This window comes from Microbacterium sp. NPDC056569, assembly GCF_042793475.1.
GTDB lineage: Bacteria > Actinomycetota > Actinomycetes > Actinomycetales > Microbacteriaceae > Microbacterium.
The window spans coordinates 93,823-113,984 of sequence record NZ_JBHTUV010000005.1; the positions used below are offsets into that span (position 1 = coordinate 93,823).

The window sequence follows — 20,162 nt, forward strand, 5'->3', positions numbered from 1 at the left end:
GTGCCCGAGGGGCATTCCGTCCATCGCATCGCGCGCCAGTTCGACCGCAACGTCGTCGGCCGCACCGTCGCGGCGTCGAGCCCGCAGGGACGCTTCGTCGAGGGCGCGGAGATCCTGAGCGGCCGCACCGCGACGTCGGTGCAGGCGGTCGGCAAGCAGATGTTCCTCGAGTTCGACGACGATCTCTGGCTGCGGGTGCACCTCGGAATGTACGGGGCGTGGGACTTCGCCGGCGAGATCCTCGTGGACCCGACGATCGCGTCCGCGAACGGACGGATGGGCCAGACGAATCAGCGCGGCACCGACCTCGCGGACCCGATCCTCGACAGCGCGGGGGAGAACTCGCTGACCTCGATCGGTGCTCCGCGCCGCACACGTGTGCACGTGCGCATGTCGGAGCAGACCACGGGGCTCGCCGACGAGGGCGACGAGTGGCCGCCGCCCGTGGTCGGCCAGGTGCGCCTGCGCCTGCTCACGGACGTGACGTGCGCCGACCTGCGCGGACCGACGGCGTGCGAGCTGCAGACCCCCGACGAGGTCGCCGCCACGATCGCCAAGCTCGGCCCCGACCCGCTCGTCGACGATGTCGCCGAGGGCGAGGAGCGCTTCATCTCGGTCGTCCGCCGCAAGCCGACGTCCATCGGTCTGCTGCTGATGGATCAGAACGTCGTGAGCGGCATCGGCAACGTCTACCGGGCGGAGCTGCTGTTCCGGGCGCGCCAGAATCCCCACACGCCGGGGCGCGACGTCCCCGAGGAGGTCGTGCGCGACATCTGGCGGGACTGGGTGCGGCTGCTCGCCATCGGCGTCGAGACCGGGCAGATGATGACGATGGACGACCTCGACCCCGAGGCTTACCGTGCGGCGATGGCCAGCCGCGACGATCGACACTGGGTCTACCACCGCGCGGGTCTGCCGTGCCGGGTGTGCGGCACGGCGATCGTGGTCGAGGAGGCCGCGGGGCGCAAGCTGTACTGGTGCCCGAACTGCCAGGCCTGAACGCGCGGCCGCGTGGCCGGGGCCGCCAATAGGCTGGGCGCATGCGTCAGAACCCGAGCTTCGCGATGTCGGATGTGGGCGAGATCCGCCGGCTCATCGAGCACAACCCGTGGGTGACGATCGTCTCCCAGGCCGACTCCGGGCTGGTCGCCTCGCACTACGCCGTGCTGCTCGATGCCGATCGCGAGGACCTCACGATCGTGGGCCACGTCGGCAAGCCCGACGACCTCATCCACGGCCTCGGCGAGCGCGAGCTGCTCGTCGTCGTGCAGGGCCCGCACGGCTACATCTCGCCCGGCTGGTACGGCGACGTGCAGAGCGTCCCGACCTGGAACTTCGTGTCAGCGCACCTCAGCGGCGTCCCCGAGCTGCTGACGCCGGAGGAGAACCTCGAGGTGCTCGAGCGTCTCGTCGCGCGCTTCGAGAGCGGCCTGGCGCAGCCTCGCCTGATGTGGGAGCCGCCGAACGACCCGGAGTTCGTGCGCCGGCTCGAGAAGGGCACGGTGGGCTTCCGGCTCACCCCCACGAAGGTCGTCGGCAAGCGCAAGCTGAGCCAGAACAAGCCCGACGAGACCGTCGAGACCGTGATCCTCGAACTGGGGGCCGGCGCGAGCCCGTACGCAGATCCCCGGCTCCCAGCCGAGATGCGCCGCGACCTCGAGACGCGGAAGGCCGCCCGATGACGGCGGCGCGCGGCGACGCCGTCGACGTCATCGCGAACGCCCGTCTGACCGGCTCCGATCGCACCGACCCGTTCGGCGCGGACCCGGTCGACGTGCACCTCGCCGAGGGGCTCGTGGTCGACATCGCGCCGGCCGGCGCGCTCCCGCGCGCGGGGCGGGTGCTCGACGCCGATGGCGGCTGGGTGATCCCCGGCCTGTGGGACCACCATGTCCACACCGTGCAGTGGGCGCTCTCCGCGGAGCGCGCGGCGCTGGGAGAGGCGTCGTCCGCGGCGCACGCCGCAGCGCTCATGGGTGCCGTGGCACCGCTGCCCGACGGCCGCCGGGTGGGCAGCGGCTTCCGCGACGCGTTCTGGTCCGACGCGCCCGACCTCGCTCTGCTCGACGCCGCGACGGGCGACGTGCCGACCTATCTCATCAACGCGGATGTGCACAGCGTGTGGCTCAACTCGGCGGCACTGCGGCGCGAGGGGTTCGAGCCCGACGGGTCGGGCCTCCTCCGCGAGGAGCCGGCGTTCGAGATCTCCCGCAGGCTCAACGCCGTCGATGCGTCGGTGTCGGACCCGCTCGTGGCGCGGATGGCGCAGGATGCCGCGTCCCGCGGGGTCGTGGGCATCGTCGACCTCGACATGTCGTGGAACGAGGACGCCTGGGCGCGTCGCCTCGCCGCCGGGTTCGACGCGCTGCGGGTCTCGTTCGGGATCTACCCCCAGTTCCTCGACCGGGCGGTCGCCGACGGACTTCAGACGGGGGATGCGGCCCGGGGTGCAGCATCCGATCTCGTCCGTGTCGGCCCCCTCAAGGTGATCACCGACGGGTCGCTGGGCACCCGCACGGCCGCGTGCTCCCACGCGTATCCGGACGACCCGCACAACCACGGCATGATCACCGTCGACCTCGCGACGCTGGTCGACCTGATGACGCGGGCGACGGCCGCGGGCATCGCGTCGGCGATCCACGCGATCGGCGACGTCGCGAACTCGCACGCGCTGGACGCATTCGCCGCGACGGGAGCGTGGGGGGCGATCGAGCACGCGCAGCTCGTCGCCCACGCCGACATCCCTCGCTTCGCCCGGCTGGGCGTCGGCGCGAGCGTCCAGCCGGAGCACGCGCTCGACGACCGCGACCTCACCGACACGGTGTGGGCGGGCCAGACGGCGCAGCCGTACCCGCTCCGCGCTCTCGCCGACACCGGCGCGAACCTGCTGTTCGGCTCCGATGCACCCGTCTCGCCCCTCGATCCGTGGGCGGCGATGGCCGCCGCCGTCTTCCGCACCCGCGGCGGACGCGACCCGTGGCAGCCGGCGCAGCGCGTCGATGCCGCGATCGCGCTGGGCGCATCGACGCGCGGCGGCTCCGCCGAGCCCGCGCGCATCGATCCGGGTGACGTCGCGGACCTCGCGATCTGCGAGCACGACCCTCTCGCCGTCGACGAGCCGGCGCTGCGGGGCATGCGGGTCGCCGCGACGCTCTTGGCGGGACGGCTCACGCACGTGGTGTGAGCGGCCGGAGGTCCGGGGGTCTGCCCCCGTGCCGGTTCGGGAGCACGTCGGATGCCGCAGCGACGCCGCCGCCCGGAAGCTGGGAGCATGAGTTCCGAGGGAGACACCGATGACCGCCGCCACCACTGAACCGGCCCCGCTCCAGCCGGTCGCATCCCGTCCCGCCGCCGGCTTCTGGGCCTCGTACGGACAGACGTGGGTGCGCACCCCCGGCAGCGCGCTGTACCTCCTCGCCGTGTTCGTGCTCGCCATGGTCTCGGTGAGCCTGCTCGCGGCGCTGTTCTGGACCGGCGTCGGACTGCTGATCCTCGTGATCGGGCTGCCGCTCATCGTGCTGACCCTGCTGATCGCGCGAGGGTTCGGCGTCGCGGACAGGTTCCTGCTGCTCCTGACAGGGCAGCCGGAGATCGCAGAGCCCGAGTGGAACCGCGACCGACCCGGCACCACCGGATTCTGGATGACGCTGACCCGCCCGATCCGCAACGCGCACTACTGGCTGTACCTCGTGCACGGCATGATCGTGAACCCGATCATCAGCACGATCTCCTTCACGCTCACGGTCGTGTGGCTGAGCGTCGGCCTCGGCGGTCTGACGTACTGGTTCTGGGGCCTCTTCCTGCCCCGCAGCTGGAACGCGGACGGCTCGGGCGGGGAGTGGGGTCACTACGTCGCCGACTTCCTGCCGTGGCTCTTCGGCGGCTGGTCGAGCTGGGCCGTGGAGGTCACGCTCTACCTCGTCGCCGGCATCCTCTTCACCTTCACGATGCCCTGGGTGCTCGGCGGACTCGCGCGCGGCCACCACGCGGTGGCGAAGGGCATGCTCGGCCGGTGGGAGTCCGACGAGCTCGCCGCCGAGGTGCGCGCCGAAGCCGCCGCGCGGGGCGCCGCGGTGCACGCCGAGGACGTCGCCCTCCGCCGACTCGAGCGCGACATCCACGACGGCCCGCAGCAGCGGCTGGTGCGCCTGCAGATGGACCTCGCCGCGCTGGAGCGGCGCGCGGAATCCGGGGACACGGATGCTGCCGCCGACCTCGCGCGCGAGGCCCGCGGCCACGCGAAGGCCGCGCTGGACGAGCTGCGCGCGCTGTCGAGCGGGGTCGCCCCGCCACTGCTGCAGGACCGCGGGCTCGCCGCCGCCCTGGACGCCGTCGCGACCGCGTCGCCCCTGTGGGTGGAGGTCGACGTCGACCCCGCGATCGACCGCGCCGTGAGCCAGGAGGTCGCCCGCACCGTCTACTTCGTCGTCGCCGAGCTGATGACGAACGCGGTCAAGCACTCCGGAGCGTCCGGGGTGACCCTGCGCGCCTCGCTGCGGCGCAACGCGGCCGGGGCGCCCACGCACCTCGACGTGTGGGTCGTCGACAACGGACGCGGCGGCGCGGTCATCGCGTCGGGCCACGGGCTCGAGGGACTGCGCGAGCGCGTCGCGGGGCTCCGCGGCGTGCTGGTCGTGACGAGCCCCGTGGGCGGGCCGACGTCCGTCGGCGCGCACATCCCGCTCACGGCCCTGCCATGACGGATCCCTATCCTGAGGGGATGGCCGCCTCGCCCGACACCGCACCGCTCCGCGTCGTCCTGTTCGAGGACTCGGTCCTCCTGCGCGAGGGGCTCGTCCGGCTCTTCGACGAGGCCGGGTACACGACCGCAGGCGCCTGGGGTGACGCGGACGACGTCGTGGCGCGCGTGCGGGACGCTCGGGCGGATGTCGCGATCCTCGACGTCCGCCTGCCGCCCGGCTTCCGCGACGAGGGGATCCGCGCGGCGCTGGCGGTGCGCGCGGCGCTCCCGGCCGTGGGCATCCTCGTCCTCAGCCAGTACGTCGAGGGCGTCTACGCGAAGGAGCTGCTCGCCGGCGGCGAGGGCGGCGTCGGCTATCTCCTGAAAGACCGCGTCACGTCCCTCGACGAGTTCACCGACGCCGTGCGCCGCGTCCGCGAGCGCGGCACGGTGCTCGACCCGCTCGTGGTGCAGGGCCTGCTGTCGGCGCGGCCCGATCCGCTGTCCACGCTCACGCCCCGGGAGCGCGACGTCCTGACGCTCATGGCGGAGGGTCGCAGCAACGCGAGCATCGCGCAGCGGCTGTTCATCGGCGTCGGAGCGGTGGAGAAGAACATCAGCGCGATCTTCGCGAAGCTCGGACTCGAGGAGTCGGGCACCGAGCACCGCCGGGTGCTCGCGGTGCTCGCGTTTCTGCAGCATCCGTGACACGACGAAAGCCCCCGGAGAACCGAGGGCTTCCGTCATGTCGTCTCGATCACTCAGCGAGGTGCGCGAAGAGGAACCAGCGGTCCTTCTCGAGCGACTCCTTGATGCCGATGGCGATGTCCTGGCTGGTGAGGTCGAACTCGTCGAGTCCGTCGATCGCGGCCTGCGTGTCGGCGATGACGGCGTCCATGTCGGAGATCACGTTGCGGATCAGCGAGTCCCACTGCGTGAAGCCGGCGGGCACCGCGCTCGACGTCTTCTGGGCGACCGTGCCGACGCGGGCGTCGATCGGGAGCCCGAGGGCCACGATGCGCTCGGCGGCCTGGTCTGCGCCGGCCTGCGCGTGCAGGACCACGGAGTCGAGCAGCTCGTGGATCGCGATGAAGTTCGCGCCGCGCACGTTCCAGTGCGCCTGCTTTCCGTTCACGGCCAGGGCCTGCAGACCCAGGACAACGGGGGTGAGGAACTGCGCCGTCGCGGCGGCGACGTCGGGGTTCGCTGCGGTTGCGGGGGTGGTCTGGGTGTTCGTCATTGTCTCTCGCCTCCATCGTTCGGAGGGTCGCTCAGCTCGGCGGTCGTCCTCCAGTGACTGCAACGCTACTCAGCGGGAACCATTCCGCAAGCAAGAGAAGGCTGGGCTAAACCGGGGAATCCGCGCGGTCGGTGCGGGCGAGCACCGCGACAGCGGCTAACGTCGATGCGTGCCTTCCGCCGATCACGACCTCGGACCGCAGCATCTGAGCGTTCCCGCCCAGACCGTGACCCGCGAGCCGCGCGATCGCTCGCCCGAACACGCGGAGCCCTCGCGATTCATCCCGCACGTGCAGGGACTGCGCGCCATCGCCGTGCTGGCCGTGGTGCTGTACCACTTCTGGCCCGGCCGGCTCACCGGCGGCTACATCGGCGTCGACATCTTCTTCGTGATCTCGGGCTTCCTCATCACCGCGCACCTGATGCGCGAGCTCACCGCGACCGGCACCGTCAGGCTGGGGCAGTTCTGGGCGCGGCGCGCGCGACGACTGCTCCCGGCATCCCTCCTCGTCCTGCTGTTCTGTGCGCTCGTCGTGATGTCGCCGTATCTCATGCCGACGTCGGCGCTGCCGAACGAGGTGCGCGAGATCCTCGCGTCGACGTTCTACGTCGAGAACTGGTACCTGGCTCTCAACTCGGCCGACTACCTCAACCACTCCGGTTCGCCCACCACGGTGCAGCACTACTGGTCGCTGTCGCTCGAAGAGCAGTTCTACGTCATGTGGCCGCTCATCATGCTGCTGGCCGCGTGGATCGGCGTGAAGTTCTTCCGCGGTGCCCGCCGGCGCGTGATCATCACGGCGCTCGGCATCGTGACCGTCGTCTCGTTCGTCTTCTGCGTCGTCTTCACGATCACGAACCCGGCGCCCGCGTACTTCGTCACGTTCGGCCGCATGTGGCAGTTCGGCGTCGGAGCGCTCATCGCACTGGTCCCGATGCTGCGGGTGCGGGGCGCGATCGGCAGCTTCGTGCTCGGCTGGGGCGGCATCCTGCTGCTGCTCTACGTCGCCTTCACGTTCGACGGGCAGACGCCGTTCCCCGGCTACATGGCGGCGCTGCCGACCCTCGGCGCGGCCGCCGTCATCGCGGCATCGAACACGGAGCGCTGGTGGTATCCGACCCGGATCCTCGCCATCCGGCCGGCGCAGTTCGTCGGCGATATCTCGTACTCGCTGTACCTGTGGCACTGGCCGCTGATCATCATCGCCCCGTCGGTCCCGTTCTGGGGTCTGACGATCTACCACCGCGTCGCGCTCCTCGTGCTGTGCTTCGTGCTCGCGTGGCTCACGAAGCGTTTCGTGGAGGACCCTGCTCGTGGCTGGAAGGTGCTCACCTCGCGCCCTGCCCGCGTGACGCTGTGGTCGTCGCTCGCCGCGATGGTCGTGGTCGGGCTCGTGGCCGCCTCCGCGTGGTTCGTCAACGCGCCGCTGTACAACCAGGGCACACGTGACATCGCCGAGCTGCAGCAGAACCCGCCGGAGTGCTTCGGCGCGGCATCCGTGCTCGACCCGTCCTGCGGCGACACCGACTTCGGCGACACGATCCTGCCCGCGCCCGGGTTCGCGGGCATCGACCGGCCCGAGCATCCGGACTGCTTCGTCCAGCTCACCGACTCTCGACCCGTCTCGTGCACCTTCGGCTCGGACGACCCCGACGCCCCGCGCGTCGCGCTCATCGGCGACAGCCACGCGTACCAGCTTCTGTCGACGTTCCAGCGGATGGCCGACGAGAACGGCTGGCAGCTCGTGACCTGGTTCAAGGGTGCGTGCCCCTGGAACACCACACCGCTGTCGACGCCGGGGGCGTTCGGCGCGGCCTGCACCGAGTGGCGCGACCGCGTGCAGAACGCGATCGACGATGCCGACCTCGACGCCGTCTTCACCGCCGCGATCGCGACGACCCCCTACTCCTCCTCGGGATACGACTCCTCGTACGACGCCGCCGTCGCCGGCTACCGTGAGGCGTGGAGCACGGTGACCGACCGCGGCATCCCCGTCATCGCCGTCGTCGACAACCCCGTCTGGGAGACGGACCCGAACAAGTGCCTGCGCACGCGCGACGTCGCGGAGTGCGACGGCGCTCGATCGGACGTGCTGGTGGAGGACGATCCGCTGCGGGCGGCGGCATCCGGTCAAGACGCCGTCACCCTGCTGGACTTCACCGACGTGTTCTGCGGCGCCGAGACGTGCGCGCCCGTCGTGGGCGGGGCGAACGTGTACCGCGATCAGGACCATCTCACGGTCACCTTCGCCGACACGCTCGCGCCCTGGTACACCGAAGCCATCGCGGCGGCGCTGGCCAATAGAGTCGGATCATGACGGTCGCACCCGGAGCCTCGGTCCTCATCGCAGCGGGCAGGACCCCCTCGCTCGACCCCACCTCGTTCGTCGCCGCCGGCGCCCGCGTCGTCGGCGGAGTGACCCTCGGCCCCGGCGCCAGCGTCTGGTACAACGCGGTGCTCCGCGCCGACGGCGACACGATCACGGTCGGGGCGAACAGCAATCTGCAGGACAACGTCTCGGTCCACGTCGACGCCGGCAGGCCCGTCGTCATCGGCGCCAACGTCTCGGTCGGGCACAACGCCGTGGTCCACGGCTGCACCATCGGCGACGGTTCGCTCATCGGCATGGGCGCCGTCGTGCTCAACGGCGCGAAGATCGGATCCGGATGCCTCGTCGCCGGCGGTGCCGTCGTGCTGGAGGGCTCCGAGATCCCGGACGGCTCGCTCGTCGCAGGGGTGCCCGCGAAGGTGCGCCGGGAGCTCACCGACGAGGAGCGAGCTGGTCTGCTGCGCAACGCCGAGCACTACCTCGCGCACATCGACGAGCACCGCGACGCGACGCCCCTCGGCTGAGCCCTGTTCTGACGGACTGAGTCAGTCGCTTGCGCGGGGCGGCGGGTGGTGCTTGCCGCGGTGCACCTCGTACAGGCGCACGTGACCGGGCCATTCGGGGTCGTTCTCGATCGGCAGATCGTCCATGAAGTGACGGATGACGTGGGCCAGCTGCCCCGGATGGCTGAAGTTGATCGCGTGGGCGGCCCCCTCGAGCATCACGACCAGCACGTGGCTGTCGGTCTGACTGGCGATCTCGTCGACCCGGTGCGCGTGGGGGAGCAGAGGATCGCGCTGGCCCAGCACGACCAGCGTCGGGATGCGCATCTCGAGCAGACGCTGCAGGGACGGGTACTGCGTCAGCGAGCGGAACATGCGCATGGTGCTCGGCACGCCGAAACGCACGTAGTCCGGCACCGCGACGCGCGCCATCTTGACCGGCTCTCGCGGCGCATCCTGCGAGAGCTGCTTGATGGCCCGCCGCAGCGGCTGGTTGAAGAGCCCGCCTGCAGGGGAGACGAGCACCGCCCGGTCGATGCGCTCGGGGAAGCGATGCGCGAACTCGATGATGACGGGGCACCCCATCGAGTTGCCGACCAGCGTCGCCTTCTCGACACCGCGGTCGTCGAAGAAGTCGACCGCGGCGCGCGCGAGGTCGGGGATGTCGAGCATGTCCTTGCGCTTGCCGCTGCGCCCGAACCCGGGAAGGTCGGGAACGTACGTGTGGAACTCGTCGGCGAGCCGCTCGGCGGTCGGCAGCAGGTACCGGCCCGACAGCCCGAAGCCGTGCACGTGCGCCATGACCCGCTCGTCCTTCGTCGCGTGCGGGGACTCGCGGTAGAACACGTCGACGCCGTCGATGCGCGTCCACTTCTCGGCGAGTTCCGACGCGGGCCGGCGCGGAAGCTTGCGCTCGCCCGGCTCGGGGGTCGGCTTACGGCTGCTCATGGCGGCTCCTGGAGGGCATGGAACAGTTCCACACTCAGTCTGCCGCGACAGGGCGACCCGGGAACAGTGGGGCGCGCGGAGAATCGCGCGGCACAACGCGAAACGCCCGCGAGGGCGACCTTCGGCCGGCCTCGCGGGCGTGTGGAGGGGATGACGGGAATCGAACCCGCACCATCAGTTTGGAAGAGAACGAAGCCCCTCGTTTGGTTATCCGCGTGATTCCGCCGTTTTCCGCGGAATCACGCGGATGTCAGATTAACACGACACCACCGGTGTTTACCGTGAACTACCGCTAAACACTGTTCGGGAGTCCACGGGAGTCCACGTCGATCCCGGGCCCCACATCGCCGCCCGCGAGCTGCGGTCAGTCGCGGCGGAGTGTGGCATGCAGCTTGCGAACGCCGTGCGGCGTCATGTGGAGAGCATCCGCGATGGACTGCCATGTCGCACCCTCGGCTCTAGCCCGGTCGATGATCTCGGGGCGCCGCTGCCAGTCATTACCGAGGCGCGTGAGTTCAGCGAGTGCCGTCATACGCAGAGGGTAACCGAGTTTCCTACGGATGTGGTAACTCAGTTGCGTCTAGGTAGGTAACTGAGTTACCCTCACTGCATGATGACTCAGCACTCCATACCACCCAGCACCAAGGGGATGTGGCACGGTTCCCACGCGCTCGAGGAGCGTACGCTAGTCCGTTGGTTGGAAGCGCTCGAGGCATGGGACGAGGCACAGACGAGCCGCAACGTGAGCGAGAGCTTGCGGCGGAAGCGGGCAAAGCATGTACGGCGTTTCGCGCTGTTCGCGCGCGTCGACCCGTGGCACGTCACCACTGAGGACGTCACAGGGTGGGTCGCGTCCCTCGAGTCGCTGGCGCCGTCGACGTCGACCAGCCTGCGAGGCTCGCTGCGCAGCTTCTACCGGTGGGGTGTCGCGGCGCAGCGCGCGACGGTCGACCCGACCGAGCATCTCGGGCACGCGGCGCTGCGCAAGCCCGTGCCAGAGGCATGGGCGCCGCCGCTTGTAGCGTTTGAACGCTACTTGTGGGCACGGGGCGTCGCGACGACGACCGTAGCCGCGTACGGCGAGCTGATGCGGACATTCGCGCGGGCGCACGCGCACGTCGACCCGTTCGCGGTGACAGTGGATGACCTCTTCGAGTGGATGGCCGGCAAGCAATGGGCGAGGGAGACACGCCGCGGCCGGAAGTCAGCGCTGCGGACGTTTTATGGCTGGGCGGTCGACACCGGCCGGATGAACGAGGATCCGACCGCCCGCATGCCGAAGGTGAAGGCCGGCGACCCGGTTGCGCGACCGGCAACGGACGCCGAGTACGCGCAGGCGCTCGAGCGCGCGGACGAACGGTGGAGGCTGGCGCTTCGCCTTGCGGCCGAGCTCGGGCTGAGGCGCGCCGAGGTCGCACGTGTGCACACGACTGACCTGCGCGATGATGACCGCGGGTCAGCGTGGCTTACGGTGCACGGAAAGGGCGGCAAGGTCCGTCGAGTGCCGATGCCGCGTTCGCTCGCGACGGCTGTGCGCGGTGCCGGCCCGGGATACGTGTTCCCGGGCCGGATCGTCGAGAAGCAAGCGCACGCGCGCTCTGAGGGACACCTGTCGGCGCGGTACGTCGGCAAGGAGATCGCCGCGATTCTGCCGCCCGGCGTGACCATGCATGCATTGCGCCACCGATTCGCGACGAGGGCGTACAACGTCAACCGTGACGTCTTCACGGTGCAGCGGTTACTCGGGCACGCTTCGCCCGCGACAACTCAGAGGTACGTGCAGGTCGCGGATGACCGGATGCGCGAACTCGTCGAGGCGGTGAACGCGTGAGCAGGGACGAGGACGCCGCACTCGAGCTGCTGCGACGAATCGACTGCCCACTGCCATGGTGCGGGGGCCGATGGCTCGACCACGGCGGCGACGGAGCAGAGCCGGAGGCATGGCTTCACGCGGACGATGGAACGGATCTGCCGCACGGTGCTGCCCTCTACCGATCACGATCTGGTGGTGGCCCTGACGTGTGGGAGATAGTCGTCGCGGGGGCCGTGGTCGCCCGTGGTCACAAACTCGCCCAACTGTCTGAGAAACTGGGCGACATCGTCGCCGCAATTGCGGTAGTCGCCTCGACGACGCGCGCTCAGAAGCGCTGAGATGCGCAAGCCGGGCTGGGCTTGACGGATGGGGGGAGTCACTGCGCACCATGATCAAGAACAAGCTCGTGCTGGTGGTTGGTGGGGTGTTAGCTGCGCTCCTGATAGCGACCATCATCTCGGTGATGGTCCTCATCAACGCGATCCGTGCTCAGGATGAGGAAGCGCGATACCGGGACTGCATGGCGCGTCAAGGCTATGCCGCTGACGAGCCGCCCGCAGCGGTGACGACCGATGAGGAGCTTGACCTATACCTCGATCAGATCACGGACGCCGCTGAGCTCTGCGCGCGCTGATTCAGTGTCAGGACGAACGTTGACACTGAATCAGCGCGACCTTCCGGGGGGCGGTTTCCCTATATCTCGGGATACGCCAACAGGAGATCGGCCTTCAGATCGCGAATGACTTCCGGGATCGGGCGTTCCATGACCGCCGAGAGTTGCCAGATCGCCGCCACAGCAACCAGGTATGGAGCGATCAGCGACTCAGCGTCATCGCGGTGCGACGATTCGAGGCCGCGTGCCGGTCGGAAACCCTGCGATGCCAGCATTTTCGAGAGGCGTTGGCCCCACTCGCGGTCGGTGAACGATCGAGGAATGATGTCCAGGACGTCGTCGGTCGTGATCGCCATCAGTCCCAGATCACCTTCCCGGGACGCACGATGATGTCGACCCCACGCGCGCCCTCACGGCGCGCTTGATCGATGGCGGCATGCAGGCGCGACGTGTCAGCGCGCACAGGGATGTCAATACCCGCTGCCGCCGCGTCCTTGATGCGCTGGTAGTGCTCGCCCAGCGCCTCCCACCGAGTCTGATCCGCATGCTGCGCGCGCTTGGTGTTCTCGAGCGTCTCGCGCGCCATCGTGTCTTGGAGTTCCTTGACCTCCCGTGCGGCCTGTTCGTTGTCTTTCTGGATGCCAAGAATGGACTCGTATTTACCGACTAGTGCCTCCAGGTTGGCGACGGAGGCGGTCTCCAGGTCAAACACGTTCTGGCCCGCTTCGGCCTTTGCGCGCATTTTCTCGGTGCCGCGGTCGATTTCCTCGTTGCCCTTGGCAATGATGGCGGCGAGTGCGTCCTGATCGCCGGCCTGCGCCCGAATGGCGGTCTGGAGGTCAACACCGAGCTTCTCGGCGTCCTTGCGCGCCGCTTCCCGCTTGCTCGGATCGAAGTAGAGGTCGATGGCAAGCGACTGTATCTCGGCCTCGGTGAGAAAGGTGCGTCCTTCCTCCGCGGCGGACTTGTAGAGGTCGATGAACTTCTGCTTGAGCTCATCGGTAGCCGCGGCCTGGTCACCGAGCGCGGTCAGGACGACTCCGAGGCCAGCTGCTGCCGCGATGCCGGCGGCGGTACCGATCGGTCCGAAGCCGCTCAGGCCATTGGCTACTGTCTCCTGCACGAAATCGCCGACATCGGTCCATTCGCCCGAGAATGATGCGGCGGCCTCGCGTCCAGATTGTTTCGCCTCGTCACTGACATCGCGGAGGCCGTCACCGACACCCTTCTTGACGTCAGAGCCAGCCTTCTCTCCGGCCTTCGCCAACTCGCGGAAGGTCTTCTCGAGCTTGCCTCCCATGCTCTGTCCGTCACGAGCGACGTCATTGAGCGCGTCGCTAATTTCTTCGGTCGACGCGCCGGCCTTCTTCATTTCTGACACGAACTGGCGAGTGTTCGCGAGGATATCGAGCTTGAGTGCCATGTCTTGCCTTTCTGCGGGGAGAGGTGGAGGTGCGGGAAGGAGGGAACCCGCACCCCCGGTTCGTGGGTTAGTTGGAGCGTCCGTCGATCGACGAGAACGAGCTGCTGATCGGACCGGCGAGCAGCTCGCGACGTGTCCGCCCGCCCTGCACACGGGCCTTCGCCCAATCCTCGAGAACGAGCTGCCGCTTGACGTCGAAGCACGCCACGCAAGACGTGAAGGGTCGGGTGCGGGTGTTCTGGTTCGCGGCAGCGTTGACCAGGTCGCGCATCGTCACCGGTCCGTTCACGGCCGGGTCGCACTCGCCGCACACCGGGCAGGTGTCACGGCGGCGGTGATCGGCCGCGACGTGCTCGCGGTTCTCACTCTGAGCGCGTGCCAACTGAGCAAGCTCGAGCTGGATGAGGTGGAACGCGATCCGCCGACGCTCGACCTCGGGTGCGTGCTCAGCAATCCACGAATCCACGAAGGCGTCCCACGATGCCTGGCGCGCATCGATCTCGGCGAGCACGCCCAAGTCGGTGTCGGGGATGAACCGACGTGCGGATTCCGACGGGCTCTCCGGGCGCGGGCCGAACTCGGCGAAAGCGGCCGCGCGGGCCAGCTCGCGTGCATGTGACCACGCGACTGTATCGGCGGCACCGATGTCCCGACGGGCTCGATGCTTCGCCTTCTCGAGCTGCGGCGCGTAGAACGGGCGGTCGGCGTCAGGCACGAAGTACACGCCCTGCTCGTCGTCATAGCCGACCGGTAGGCCGGGGTGGACGGCTTCGACGGCAGCGCTGGCCGCGGCGGGAGAGTCGACGGGAGTGCGGGTGAAGATGCTCATTTTCTGTTTCCTCCTGTGTTGGTTACTGCGGGGGTTCGCTGGCAGGCGGTTGGAGCCTGCCGAGGTTGTTCCGGCGCTTGCGTTCGAGATACCCCGCATGGCGAACGGGATCTGCCTTGAGAGCTGCCCACCATTCGGCGCGGTAGGCGCTCTGTCGCTCGGCGTACGCCGCTCGGGCTTGCGGGTCGTGACGGTAGCCGCGTCCGTACGCGGGATCCGTCTCGCGGCCATGGCACTCTCTGCAAAGAGCGACGTAGTCCGCAGGGTCGGGTGACCAGGCGCGCTCCGCCTCAATCAGCCGGCCGCGGCGATGGAAGGTGCGGACGCCACGAATCTCGCGCGGCGACCCGCCGACGTAGGACCACTGCTCGGCGCGCTTGCCGCAACGTGCGCAGTGCCAGTCGGCCGCGGCGCCTCGAGCAGTCCGCACCCGCGCGTGCGCGGCGTCGTAGCTGCAAGCGGTGGCGTACAGCGCATTCCTCCGCGCGCGCGCCTCGCGAGCTGCGGCCTCGGCAGTCCGCTCTCGTCGGGCGTCACGGCGGCGTCGGTCGTAGCAGCGCCGACACTCTCGTGTCGCGAGAATCTGGGCGGCTTTGCCGCACTCGCAGGCGTGCTGCGCGCGATCGGTCGGTGTCTTCGGAGACCCGGCGAGATCGGCCCGAATCCGGTCTTTGCTGAGGGGGGATTCCGCGGGTAGATGGAGCGCGGCGTCGTCTCGGGAACCCTCTCCCTGAGAGAGAGATCCTGCTGCCAAGGCGGGAGTTGTCACCTTTCCCGTCAAAGAAGTTCGCGGTGCGGGTGCTACGCCTGCTACATCCCAGTCGGGACAAGGGATCGCACCTGCTACCTCACCTGCTACGCGGGTGCTACCGAGCCTGCTACCTTCGGCGGGCTCGAGCGGCTGCGACGAGGCACGTAGCACCCGTAGCACGTAGGAGCCCAACCCCTCCTTACTCACCTCTCTTACGTGAAGGAAATGGGAGGTACCTGCTACGCCTGCTACATCCCAGTCGGGACAAGGGATCGCACCTGCTACCTCACCTGCTACGCGGGTGCTACCGAGCCTGCTACCCGCCCCGTTTTCGCCATCCGCCACCGTGTCAGTGATGGCTGAATTGGGGGTGCGGGGGGCCAGGTAGCAGGCGCAGGTAGCAGGTTCGGTAGCACCCGGGTGGTCGTTGGCGGTGGTCATGGCGGTGATCCTCAGTCGGTCGGGGTGAGCATCACGCTGATGCCGTTGTAGTGGCGCACGTACTGTCCTCCGGCGCGAGACTGCGAGGTGGTGATACCGATGCCCTTGAGCCTGTTCCCGAAGGGTCCCGACGCGAGTGGCTGGTACCCGTTGCTGCGGCACCAGCGCGAGTAGCGGGTGTACACGTCGGCGCGGGGCGAGTACTCGTCGGGTCCGCGTCGGACGTTCTCGTCGTCCTCGAGCCAGATCATGAACGGGTCCGCACTGTCGTGCAGTCGTTGCGTCGCGGCGACTGCGATCTGCGGTGGGGCGAAACGGCCGCGCTCCATGAGCCGGCGAAGTCCGTCCATCGCGGCGTTGAAGATGCCGGGCAGCTCGTCGAACAGGATCTGCTCATCGAAGTGGCCGAGCTTGGAGACGTCGCGAGTGAAGTCGATCACTTCCCACCGACGCCGCCATCCATACGAGGAATCGGACGTGCGGAAGTACTCGTTGGCGGCGAAGATCGGCACGGCGTAGGGGACGAACGTGAAGTGCTGGCCGTACTTTCGTGCGGTGGTGATGGAGTCGCCGCCGGTGATCTGCTTGAGGATCTCGGGCTCGTTGACGAACCGGCTGGACAGGTCGCCGGAGATGTTTGCGATCACGCCGTACAGGCCGGCCGCGGCGAACCGGTCTTCGACGAGGGTGTGCAGGGATAGCGACGAGTAGTTGTCTTCGCCGAGCAGGCGGCGCAGCACGCGCAGCATGGTGCCCTTGCCGTTGCCGCCCTCGCCGTGCAGTAGCACGATCTTCTGCAACGGGTTCCCGGTCAGCAGCACGTATCCGATGACCTCCCAGACGTGGCGGATGAGTTCGGGCTCGTCGCCGAGCACCTGCTCGAGCCACGTGTCGAAGTTGAACGGGCGCGCGCCGGCGGCGTGGACGATCGGCAGGCAGGTAAGCGCACCCAGCAGCGGGCTGTGCGCCTCGAGCTCGTCGCGCCGCCAGTGGTAGACGCCGTTGCGCAGAACGATGTAGTCGAGGTAGCCGCTGGGCAGGTCACGCACGCCGACCTCAGGGATCCACAGGTTGAGCAGGTGTGCCTCGACCTGCTTTTGCAGTGTCGCGGAATACTTCGAGCCGAGCGCCGCTGCGACGCGCTTGGTGACGAGGTCGGGATCGCGGCGATAGACGCCGTTGCGGTACTCGTAGTAGTCGCCGTCGAGCCCGCGCCCCATGTCTGGGGCGATGTACTCCGCGACGAGGACCGCGTCGAGCTTGCCATCGGCGCCGACGAGGCTCGCCGCGTCCCGGCCCGTCATCGGCGGACCTCGAGGGCACGCTCCCAGTCGCGAACGGTGGTGAAGGCGTCGGCTGAGACCTGCACCCTCGTGCCCGTCGGGATGAGCCCGAACACGTCGGAGACAAGGGACCAACGGTTCACCTTGAGCTTGACGACGTCGCTCGGCTGCAACTCGGCGAGCTGGTGTCGGATTGTGTGGCGCGTCTGCCAGGCGGACGCCGCGTAGCGGTTACCGCGGGTGCGGCGGAGGTCGATGGTAACGACCGTGCCGAGCGGGCGAGCGGTGGGCGAGGTCATCGCTGGCCCGTCCCCTCATCGAAGCCGCGCGCGCTCGGGTCGATGGCCCCGACGGCGGCAAGGAAGGCGAGGCCGGTCTGGATGTCGCGCCGCGTCGCGGCGAGTTGCAGCCCGCGCGCTGCCCAGAACTCGTGCTGCGCTGTGCGGAAGGCACGGGCGCCGAGGTTGCGGGTGGCGTCCGCCGGCAGCAGGTGCAGCATCGTCCACGTGTACTGGGCTGTCAGCGGGGCGTTCTGGTCATGCAGGTACGGCCGCAGACTTGGCACCGGGAGCAGATCACCGATGCGGCCGCTCATCGGAGGGCCTCGCGGGCGGGGCGCGTGTTGGCCTCGATGTAGGCGCGTACGTCGGCGGGGCGCACCCGGACGAGGCGTCCGAGTTTCACGGTCGGGATGCGTCGTTCGTCGACGAGGCGGCGCATGTACCTCGAGGTCAGGCCGGTCTCGCGGGCGGCGGTGTCCACGTCCCAGAGCAGGACGTCATCGGCGCCGGTCTGCGGTCGCAGTGCGGTTGGGGTCGACAAGGCGGGAACCTCCCACGGGATGTGGAGGCGGGTATGGAATCCCGCGCTCCGCCCTCATTCCGTGGAGGTCTCACAGACGCCGGGGTCGATCCCGACTCGTCACCCGCGTCGACCGATGTGGACTCGGTCGGAGGGACTCGCCCAGCGCATTCACGTTCGCCTGAATCTGCCCGAGGACTGGTTACCTCTCGGGTGTCTCCTTGGGGGAAGACCCGCGCTGCCTTGTGGAGACCATAACACACCACGGCGCGCCCTTGGTAGATGTTCTACAGTCGCCCGCGTGTCACAGGGCTTTCAGGCGTCGTGCCGGTGCCGCGGACGCCGCGAACATCTCGTCGAGCCGGTCGGCGAGCACGCGGTCGGAGTCGTCGGCGGCGTGGGCGTAGATGAGTGCGGCGCGCATGGTGGTGTGCCCGAGTCGCGCCTGCACCTCGGGCACGCTGGCACCGGTGCGGTAGGCGAGAGTTGCACCGGTGTGGCGGAGGTCGTGCCAGGTGAGGTCTGGCCGGTCGATCACTGCGCGCGCTTTCTTGAGCAGGGCGGAGGTCCGGAACGTGGTGACGGGGGAGTGACCATCGGGCATGGTGAACAGCAGCGCGTCGGGGCTGGCGCTCACGTGCGCGTCGATGTGTGCGCGCAGGGTGTCGACGACGAAGGCGGGGAGGTGAACCGTGCGCCGACTCTTCGCGGTCTTGGGCGGGGCGAACTCGACAGGATGGCCGGGCAGCGCTAGCAGGGCGCGCTCGACGCGCACAGTGCGCGCCTCGAGGTCGACGTGGCGGCGCGCGAGGGCGAACAGCTCGCCGTGGCGCAGCGATGACCATGCCGCCAGGGTGACCGCTGCGGCGAACTCCGCCGGCATGACGGCGGCGAGCTGCGCGACTTCCTCGGGGCTGGCGGGTCGGCGTTCCCGCGGCCGCTGCGTTCCGGCGCCGGCGAGCTGGCACGGGCTGGTCGCGATGAGGCCGTCCTGCACGGCGGTGTTCAGCATGGTGCGCAGCACGCTGTAGGCGTGCGCCGCGGTGGAGCGTCCCGCCGCCTGCGGTATCTCCGTGGCGGCCCCTCCTCGCGTGGGCGCCGGCAGCGGTGAGCCCGCGCGGCGCCATTGCTCGAGCACGGCCGGCGACATTCGTCCGCTGTCGGCCACGGCAAGCCCGCGCGCCTTCGCCCAGAGCCGCGCCGGGTGCGCGCTGCGTTCGTGCTCGCGCGCCCGCACCCGCTCGGCGTTCTCACGGGTCGCGGCGAAGAGGCTCGCGTACCAGGTGCGGATCACAGCGGGGCTCAGGTCGCCGAGCGCGAACGCGCCGAGCTCGACGCCGCGGGCCCCGCCCACGCGGGGGAGGATCCATCGGCGCAACAGCTCGCGGTAGTTGTTCGCGGTCCGCGGCGACAGGTCGGGGCGGGAGTCCAACCAGGTGGCGGAGTAGTCGGCGACGGTGACCCGGCCCGAGCGCGGATCGTGCCAGGTGCCGCGGCTGCGGTCGGAATGCTCGCCGGCCAGCCACGCTTGCGCGTCGGCCTTGGTTGCGAAGGTGTGCGGAGCGCCGAACTTGGCGCCGTCCCTGCGGTAGAACGCACGCCATCGGCCGCTGGGAAGCTGCTCGGCGGTGCCCCATGCGCCGGGTGCTCGGCGAGTCTTCTGAGTCATCGTGACCCCTCGAATCGTCACGTGAGTCCACGTGAGTCCACGAGAGGGGCTTAACTCGCTCTCAGCCTCGCCGCCCGGGTGGGCCGGATTCCCTTGAGATTCCGGGCCTAGACGGTTGGAGGGGATGACGGGAATCGAACCCGCACCATCAGTTTGGAAGACTGAGGCTCTACCATTGAGCTACATCCCCGCGCGCCCGCTGACGGGCACCGACCAATCGTATTACATCGCGAGGGCCATCCCGTTCCGACCCGCGGTTCCGGTGCGCGGCCGAGCGAAGGAGCCGGTGATGGAACGCACGGGCAGGCAGGTCGTGGAGGCGCTCGTCGCCACGCTCAACGCGGGCGACGTCGCCGGCATGGACGACGTCTTCCGCGACGACGCCGTCATCGAATGGCCGCAGTCGGGGGAGCGCATCGTGGGCGCAGACAACCGGCGTGCGATCTACAGCGCGTTTCCGCAGCTCCCGGCCATCAGGCCGCGTCGCTTCACAGGTGCGCAGGATCTGTGGGTGCTCGAGGCGGACCTCGACTACGGCGACGGCGATCCGTACCAGACGGTGTTCGTCTTCGAGCTGCGAGACGGACTCATCGCCAAGGAGACCGCCTACTGGACCAAGCCGTTCCCTGCGCCCGAGTGGCGCGCCGCCTGGGTGGAGCGGATGTAGGGCGGCGCAGGAACGTCCCGGGCGCGTCGGCTAGACTTCTCGGGGCCGAAAGGCGCACGCACGCGTGCGAACCCGCCCGGGGCGTAGCTCAGCTTGGTAGAGCGCCCGCTTTGGGAGCGGGAGGCCGCAGGTTCAAATCCTGTCGCCCCGACATCACGGCCCACGGAATTC

The 20,162-nt window shown here is 69.2% G+C and carries 21 protein-coding genes and 2 tRNA genes; 11 read left to right on the forward strand and 12 right to left on the reverse strand.

The genetic code is table 11. From position 1 onward, the window contains the following. From ACFQ7C_RS07845 to ACFQ7C_RS07865, 5 genes are all read left to right on the forward strand, one after another. Positions 1-999: an Fpg/Nei family DNA glycosylase gene (locus ACFQ7C_RS07845; RefSeq protein ID WP_378898947.1), complete on the forward strand. Its 999-nt coding sequence runs from the start codon at positions 1-3 to the stop codon at positions 997-999. Between the two features lie 41 nt (positions 1,000-1,040). Continuing rightward, on the forward strand, positions 1,041-1,682 hold the full coding sequence (locus ACFQ7C_RS07850) for an FMN-binding negative transcriptional regulator (RefSeq protein WP_378898948.1): 642 nt from the start codon (positions 1,041-1,043) through the stop codon (positions 1,680-1,682). Next, complete coding sequence (locus tag ACFQ7C_RS07855; protein ID WP_378898949.1) at positions 1,679-3,184, forward strand: amidohydrolase; 1,506 nt, start codon at positions 1,679-1,681, stop codon at positions 3,182-3,184. Before ACFQ7C_RS07850 ends, ACFQ7C_RS07855 begins: the two co-directional genes overlap by 4 nt. Positions 3,185-3,293: 109 nt before the next feature. Beyond that, on the forward strand, positions 3,294-4,700 hold the full coding sequence (locus ACFQ7C_RS07860) for a sensor histidine kinase (RefSeq protein ID WP_378898950.1): 1,407 nt from the start codon (positions 3,294-3,296) through the stop codon (positions 4,698-4,700). Positions 4,701-4,720: 20 nt separating this feature from the next. Beyond that, positions 4,721-5,389, forward strand: coding sequence for a response regulator transcription factor (locus ACFQ7C_RS07865; RefSeq protein WP_378898951.1), 669 nt, complete (start codon positions 4,721-4,723; stop codon positions 5,387-5,389). A gap of 49 nt (positions 5,390-5,438) precedes the next feature. On the opposite strand, the gene ACFQ7C_RS07870 is transcribed toward ACFQ7C_RS07865, so the two are convergent. Then, positions 5,439-5,921: a Dps family protein gene (locus ACFQ7C_RS07870; protein ID WP_378898952.1), complete on the reverse strand. Its 483-nt coding sequence runs from the start codon at positions 5,919-5,921 to the stop codon at positions 5,439-5,441. Positions 5,922-6,090: 169 nt separating this feature from the next. On the opposite strand from ACFQ7C_RS07870, the gene ACFQ7C_RS07875 reads away from it, so the two are divergent. Together ACFQ7C_RS07875 and ACFQ7C_RS07880 are read left to right on the forward strand one after the other, a co-directional pair. Beyond that, complete coding sequence (locus ACFQ7C_RS07875; protein WP_378898953.1) at positions 6,091-8,238, forward strand: acyltransferase family protein; 2,148 nt, start codon at positions 6,091-6,093, stop codon at positions 8,236-8,238. Beyond that, on the forward strand, positions 8,235-8,774 hold the full coding sequence (locus tag ACFQ7C_RS07880) for a gamma carbonic anhydrase family protein (protein WP_378898954.1): 540 nt from the start codon (positions 8,235-8,237) through the stop codon (positions 8,772-8,774). The genes ACFQ7C_RS07875 and ACFQ7C_RS07880 overlap by 4 nt, the downstream gene beginning before the upstream one ends. Before the next feature lie 21 nt (positions 8,775-8,795). Here the strand turns inward: ACFQ7C_RS07880 and ACFQ7C_RS07885 are convergent, their stop codons facing one another. After that, complete coding sequence (locus ACFQ7C_RS07885; protein ID WP_378898955.1) at positions 8,796-9,701, reverse strand: alpha/beta fold hydrolase; 906 nt, start codon at positions 9,699-9,701, stop codon at positions 8,796-8,798. A 364-nt stretch (positions 9,702-10,065) separates the two neighbouring features. Further along, on the reverse strand, positions 10,066-10,233 hold the full coding sequence (locus ACFQ7C_RS07890) for a hypothetical protein (RefSeq protein WP_378898956.1): 168 nt from the start codon (positions 10,231-10,233) through the stop codon (positions 10,066-10,068). Between the two features lie 78 nt (positions 10,234-10,311). Here ACFQ7C_RS07890 and ACFQ7C_RS07895 point away from each other — a divergent pair, with 78 nt between their 5' ends. Further along, positions 10,312-11,532, forward strand: a complete 1,221-nt coding sequence (locus tag ACFQ7C_RS07895; RefSeq protein WP_378898957.1) for a tyrosine-type recombinase/integrase — start codon at positions 10,312-10,314, stop codon at positions 11,530-11,532. A 370-nt stretch (positions 11,533-11,902) separates the two neighbouring features. Then, positions 11,903-12,148 carry a hypothetical protein gene (locus tag ACFQ7C_RS07900; RefSeq protein ID WP_378898958.1) on the forward strand — a complete coding sequence of 82 codons (246 nt, stop codon included), beginning with the start codon at positions 11,903-11,905 and terminating at the stop codon, positions 12,146-12,148. Between the two features lie 59 nt (positions 12,149-12,207). Here ACFQ7C_RS07900 and ACFQ7C_RS07905 read toward each other — a convergent pair whose 3' ends face one another. The 9 genes from ACFQ7C_RS07905 to ACFQ7C_RS07945 all read right to left on the reverse strand — a co-directional run bounded on the left by ACFQ7C_RS07905 (position 12,208) and on the right by ACFQ7C_RS07945 (position 19,514). Beyond that, complete coding sequence (locus ACFQ7C_RS07905; RefSeq protein ID WP_378898959.1) at positions 12,208-12,483, reverse strand: hypothetical protein; 276 nt, start codon at positions 12,481-12,483, stop codon at positions 12,208-12,210. After that, positions 12,483-13,550, reverse strand: a complete 1,068-nt coding sequence (locus tag ACFQ7C_RS07910) for a hypothetical protein (RefSeq protein WP_378898960.1) — start codon at positions 13,548-13,550, stop codon at positions 12,483-12,485. Before ACFQ7C_RS07910 ends, ACFQ7C_RS07905 begins: the two co-directional genes overlap by 1 nt. 67 nt (positions 13,551-13,617) lie before the next feature. After that, complete coding sequence (locus ACFQ7C_RS07915; protein ID WP_378898961.1) at positions 13,618-14,610, reverse strand: hypothetical protein; 993 nt, start codon at positions 14,608-14,610, stop codon at positions 13,618-13,620. Between the two features lie 972 nt (positions 14,611-15,582). Next, positions 15,583-16,875: a phage/plasmid primase, P4 family gene (locus ACFQ7C_RS07920; RefSeq protein ID WP_378898962.1), complete on the reverse strand. Its 1,293-nt coding sequence runs from the start codon at positions 16,873-16,875 to the stop codon at positions 15,583-15,585. Continuing rightward, positions 16,872-17,153: a hypothetical protein gene (locus ACFQ7C_RS07925; protein WP_378898963.1), complete on the reverse strand. Its 282-nt coding sequence runs from the start codon at positions 17,151-17,153 to the stop codon at positions 16,872-16,874. Before ACFQ7C_RS07925 ends, ACFQ7C_RS07920 begins: the two co-directional genes overlap by 4 nt. Further along, on the reverse strand, positions 17,150-17,449 hold the full coding sequence (locus tag ACFQ7C_RS07930) for a hypothetical protein (protein WP_378898964.1): 300 nt from the start codon (positions 17,447-17,449) through the stop codon (positions 17,150-17,152). Before ACFQ7C_RS07930 ends, ACFQ7C_RS07925 begins: the two co-directional genes overlap by 4 nt. Continuing rightward, a complete protein-coding gene (locus tag ACFQ7C_RS07935; protein WP_378898965.1) occupies positions 17,446-17,676 on the reverse strand; it encodes an excisionase family DNA-binding protein in 231 nt (76 codons plus the stop codon). The genes ACFQ7C_RS07930 and ACFQ7C_RS07935 overlap by 4 nt, the downstream gene beginning before the upstream one ends. Positions 17,677-17,959: 283 nt before the next feature. Further along, a complete protein-coding gene (locus ACFQ7C_RS07940; RefSeq protein ID WP_378898966.1) occupies positions 17,960-19,324 on the reverse strand; it encodes a tyrosine-type recombinase/integrase in 1,365 nt (454 codons plus the stop codon). A 116-nt stretch (positions 19,325-19,440) separates the two neighbouring features. Beyond that, positions 19,441-19,514, reverse strand: a tRNA-Gly gene (locus ACFQ7C_RS07945). A 99-nt stretch (positions 19,515-19,613) separates the two neighbouring features. On the opposite strand from ACFQ7C_RS07945, the gene ACFQ7C_RS07950 reads away from it, so the two are divergent. Further along, complete coding sequence (locus ACFQ7C_RS07950) at positions 19,614-19,991, forward strand: nuclear transport factor 2 family protein (protein WP_378898967.1); 378 nt, start codon at positions 19,614-19,616, stop codon at positions 19,989-19,991. Between the two features lie 77 nt (positions 19,992-20,068). Continuing rightward, positions 20,069-20,142 (forward strand) — tRNA-Pro (locus ACFQ7C_RS07955). The last annotated feature ends 20 nt before the right edge of the window (positions 20,143-20,162 follow it).

Excerpts from the sequence above, each read along its gene's own strand:
- ACFQ7C_RS07850 (WP_378898948.1), top strand. The coding sequence starts at position 1,041 with ATGCGTCAGAACCCGAGCTTCGCGATGTCGGATGTGGGCGAGATCCGC.
- ACFQ7C_RS07870 (WP_378898952.1), bottom strand. The coding sequence starts at position 5,921 with ATGACGAACACCCAGACCACCCCCGCAACCGCAGCGAACCCCGACGTC.
- ACFQ7C_RS07925 (WP_378898963.1), bottom strand. The coding sequence starts at position 17,153 with ATGACCTCGCCCACCGCTCGCCCGCTCGGCACGGTCGTTACCATCGAC.
- ACFQ7C_RS07890 (WP_378898956.1), bottom strand. The coding sequence starts at position 10,233 with ATGACGGCACTCGCTGAACTCACGCGCCTCGGTAATGACTGGCAGCGG.
- ACFQ7C_RS07915 (WP_378898961.1), bottom strand. The coding sequence starts at position 14,610 with ATGGCCGCGAGACGGATCCCGCGTACGGACGCGGCTACCGTCACGACC.
- ACFQ7C_RS07910 (WP_378898960.1), bottom strand. The coding sequence starts at position 13,550 with ATGGCACTCAAGCTCGATATCCTCGCGAACACTCGCCAGTTCGTGTCA.
- ACFQ7C_RS07855 (WP_378898949.1), top strand. The coding sequence starts at position 1,679 with ATGACGGCGGCGCGCGGCGACGCCGTCGACGTCATCGCGAACGCCCGT.
- ACFQ7C_RS07920 (WP_378898962.1), bottom strand. The coding sequence starts at position 16,875 with ATGACGGGCCGGGACGCGGCGAGCCTCGTCGGCGCCGATGGCAAGCTC.
- ACFQ7C_RS07930 (WP_378898964.1), bottom strand. The coding sequence starts at position 17,449 with ATGAGCGGCCGCATCGGTGATCTGCTCCCGGTGCCAAGTCTGCGGCCG.
- ACFQ7C_RS07900 (WP_378898958.1), top strand. The coding sequence starts at position 11,903 with ATGATCAAGAACAAGCTCGTGCTGGTGGTTGGTGGGGTGTTAGCTGCG.
- ACFQ7C_RS07905 (WP_378898959.1), bottom strand. The coding sequence starts at position 12,483 with ATGGCGATCACGACCGACGACGTCCTGGACATCATTCCTCGATCGTTC.
- ACFQ7C_RS07940 (WP_378898966.1), bottom strand. The coding sequence starts at position 19,324 with ATGACTCAGAAGACTCGCCGAGCACCCGGCGCATGGGGCACCGCCGAG.
- ACFQ7C_RS07865 (WP_378898951.1), top strand. The coding sequence starts at position 4,721 with ATGGCCGCCTCGCCCGACACCGCACCGCTCCGCGTCGTCCTGTTCGAG.
- ACFQ7C_RS07860 (WP_378898950.1), top strand. The coding sequence starts at position 3,294 with ATGACCGCCGCCACCACTGAACCGGCCCCGCTCCAGCCGGTCGCATCC.
- ACFQ7C_RS07895 (WP_378898957.1), top strand. The coding sequence starts at position 10,312 with ATGATGACTCAGCACTCCATACCACCCAGCACCAAGGGGATGTGGCAC.
- ACFQ7C_RS07880 (WP_378898954.1), top strand. The coding sequence starts at position 8,235 with ATGACGGTCGCACCCGGAGCCTCGGTCCTCATCGCAGCGGGCAGGACC.
- ACFQ7C_RS07950 (WP_378898967.1), top strand. The coding sequence starts at position 19,614 with ATGGAACGCACGGGCAGGCAGGTCGTGGAGGCGCTCGTCGCCACGCTC.
- ACFQ7C_RS07885 (WP_378898955.1), bottom strand. The coding sequence starts at position 9,701 with ATGAGCAGCCGTAAGCCGACCCCCGAGCCGGGCGAGCGCAAGCTTCCG.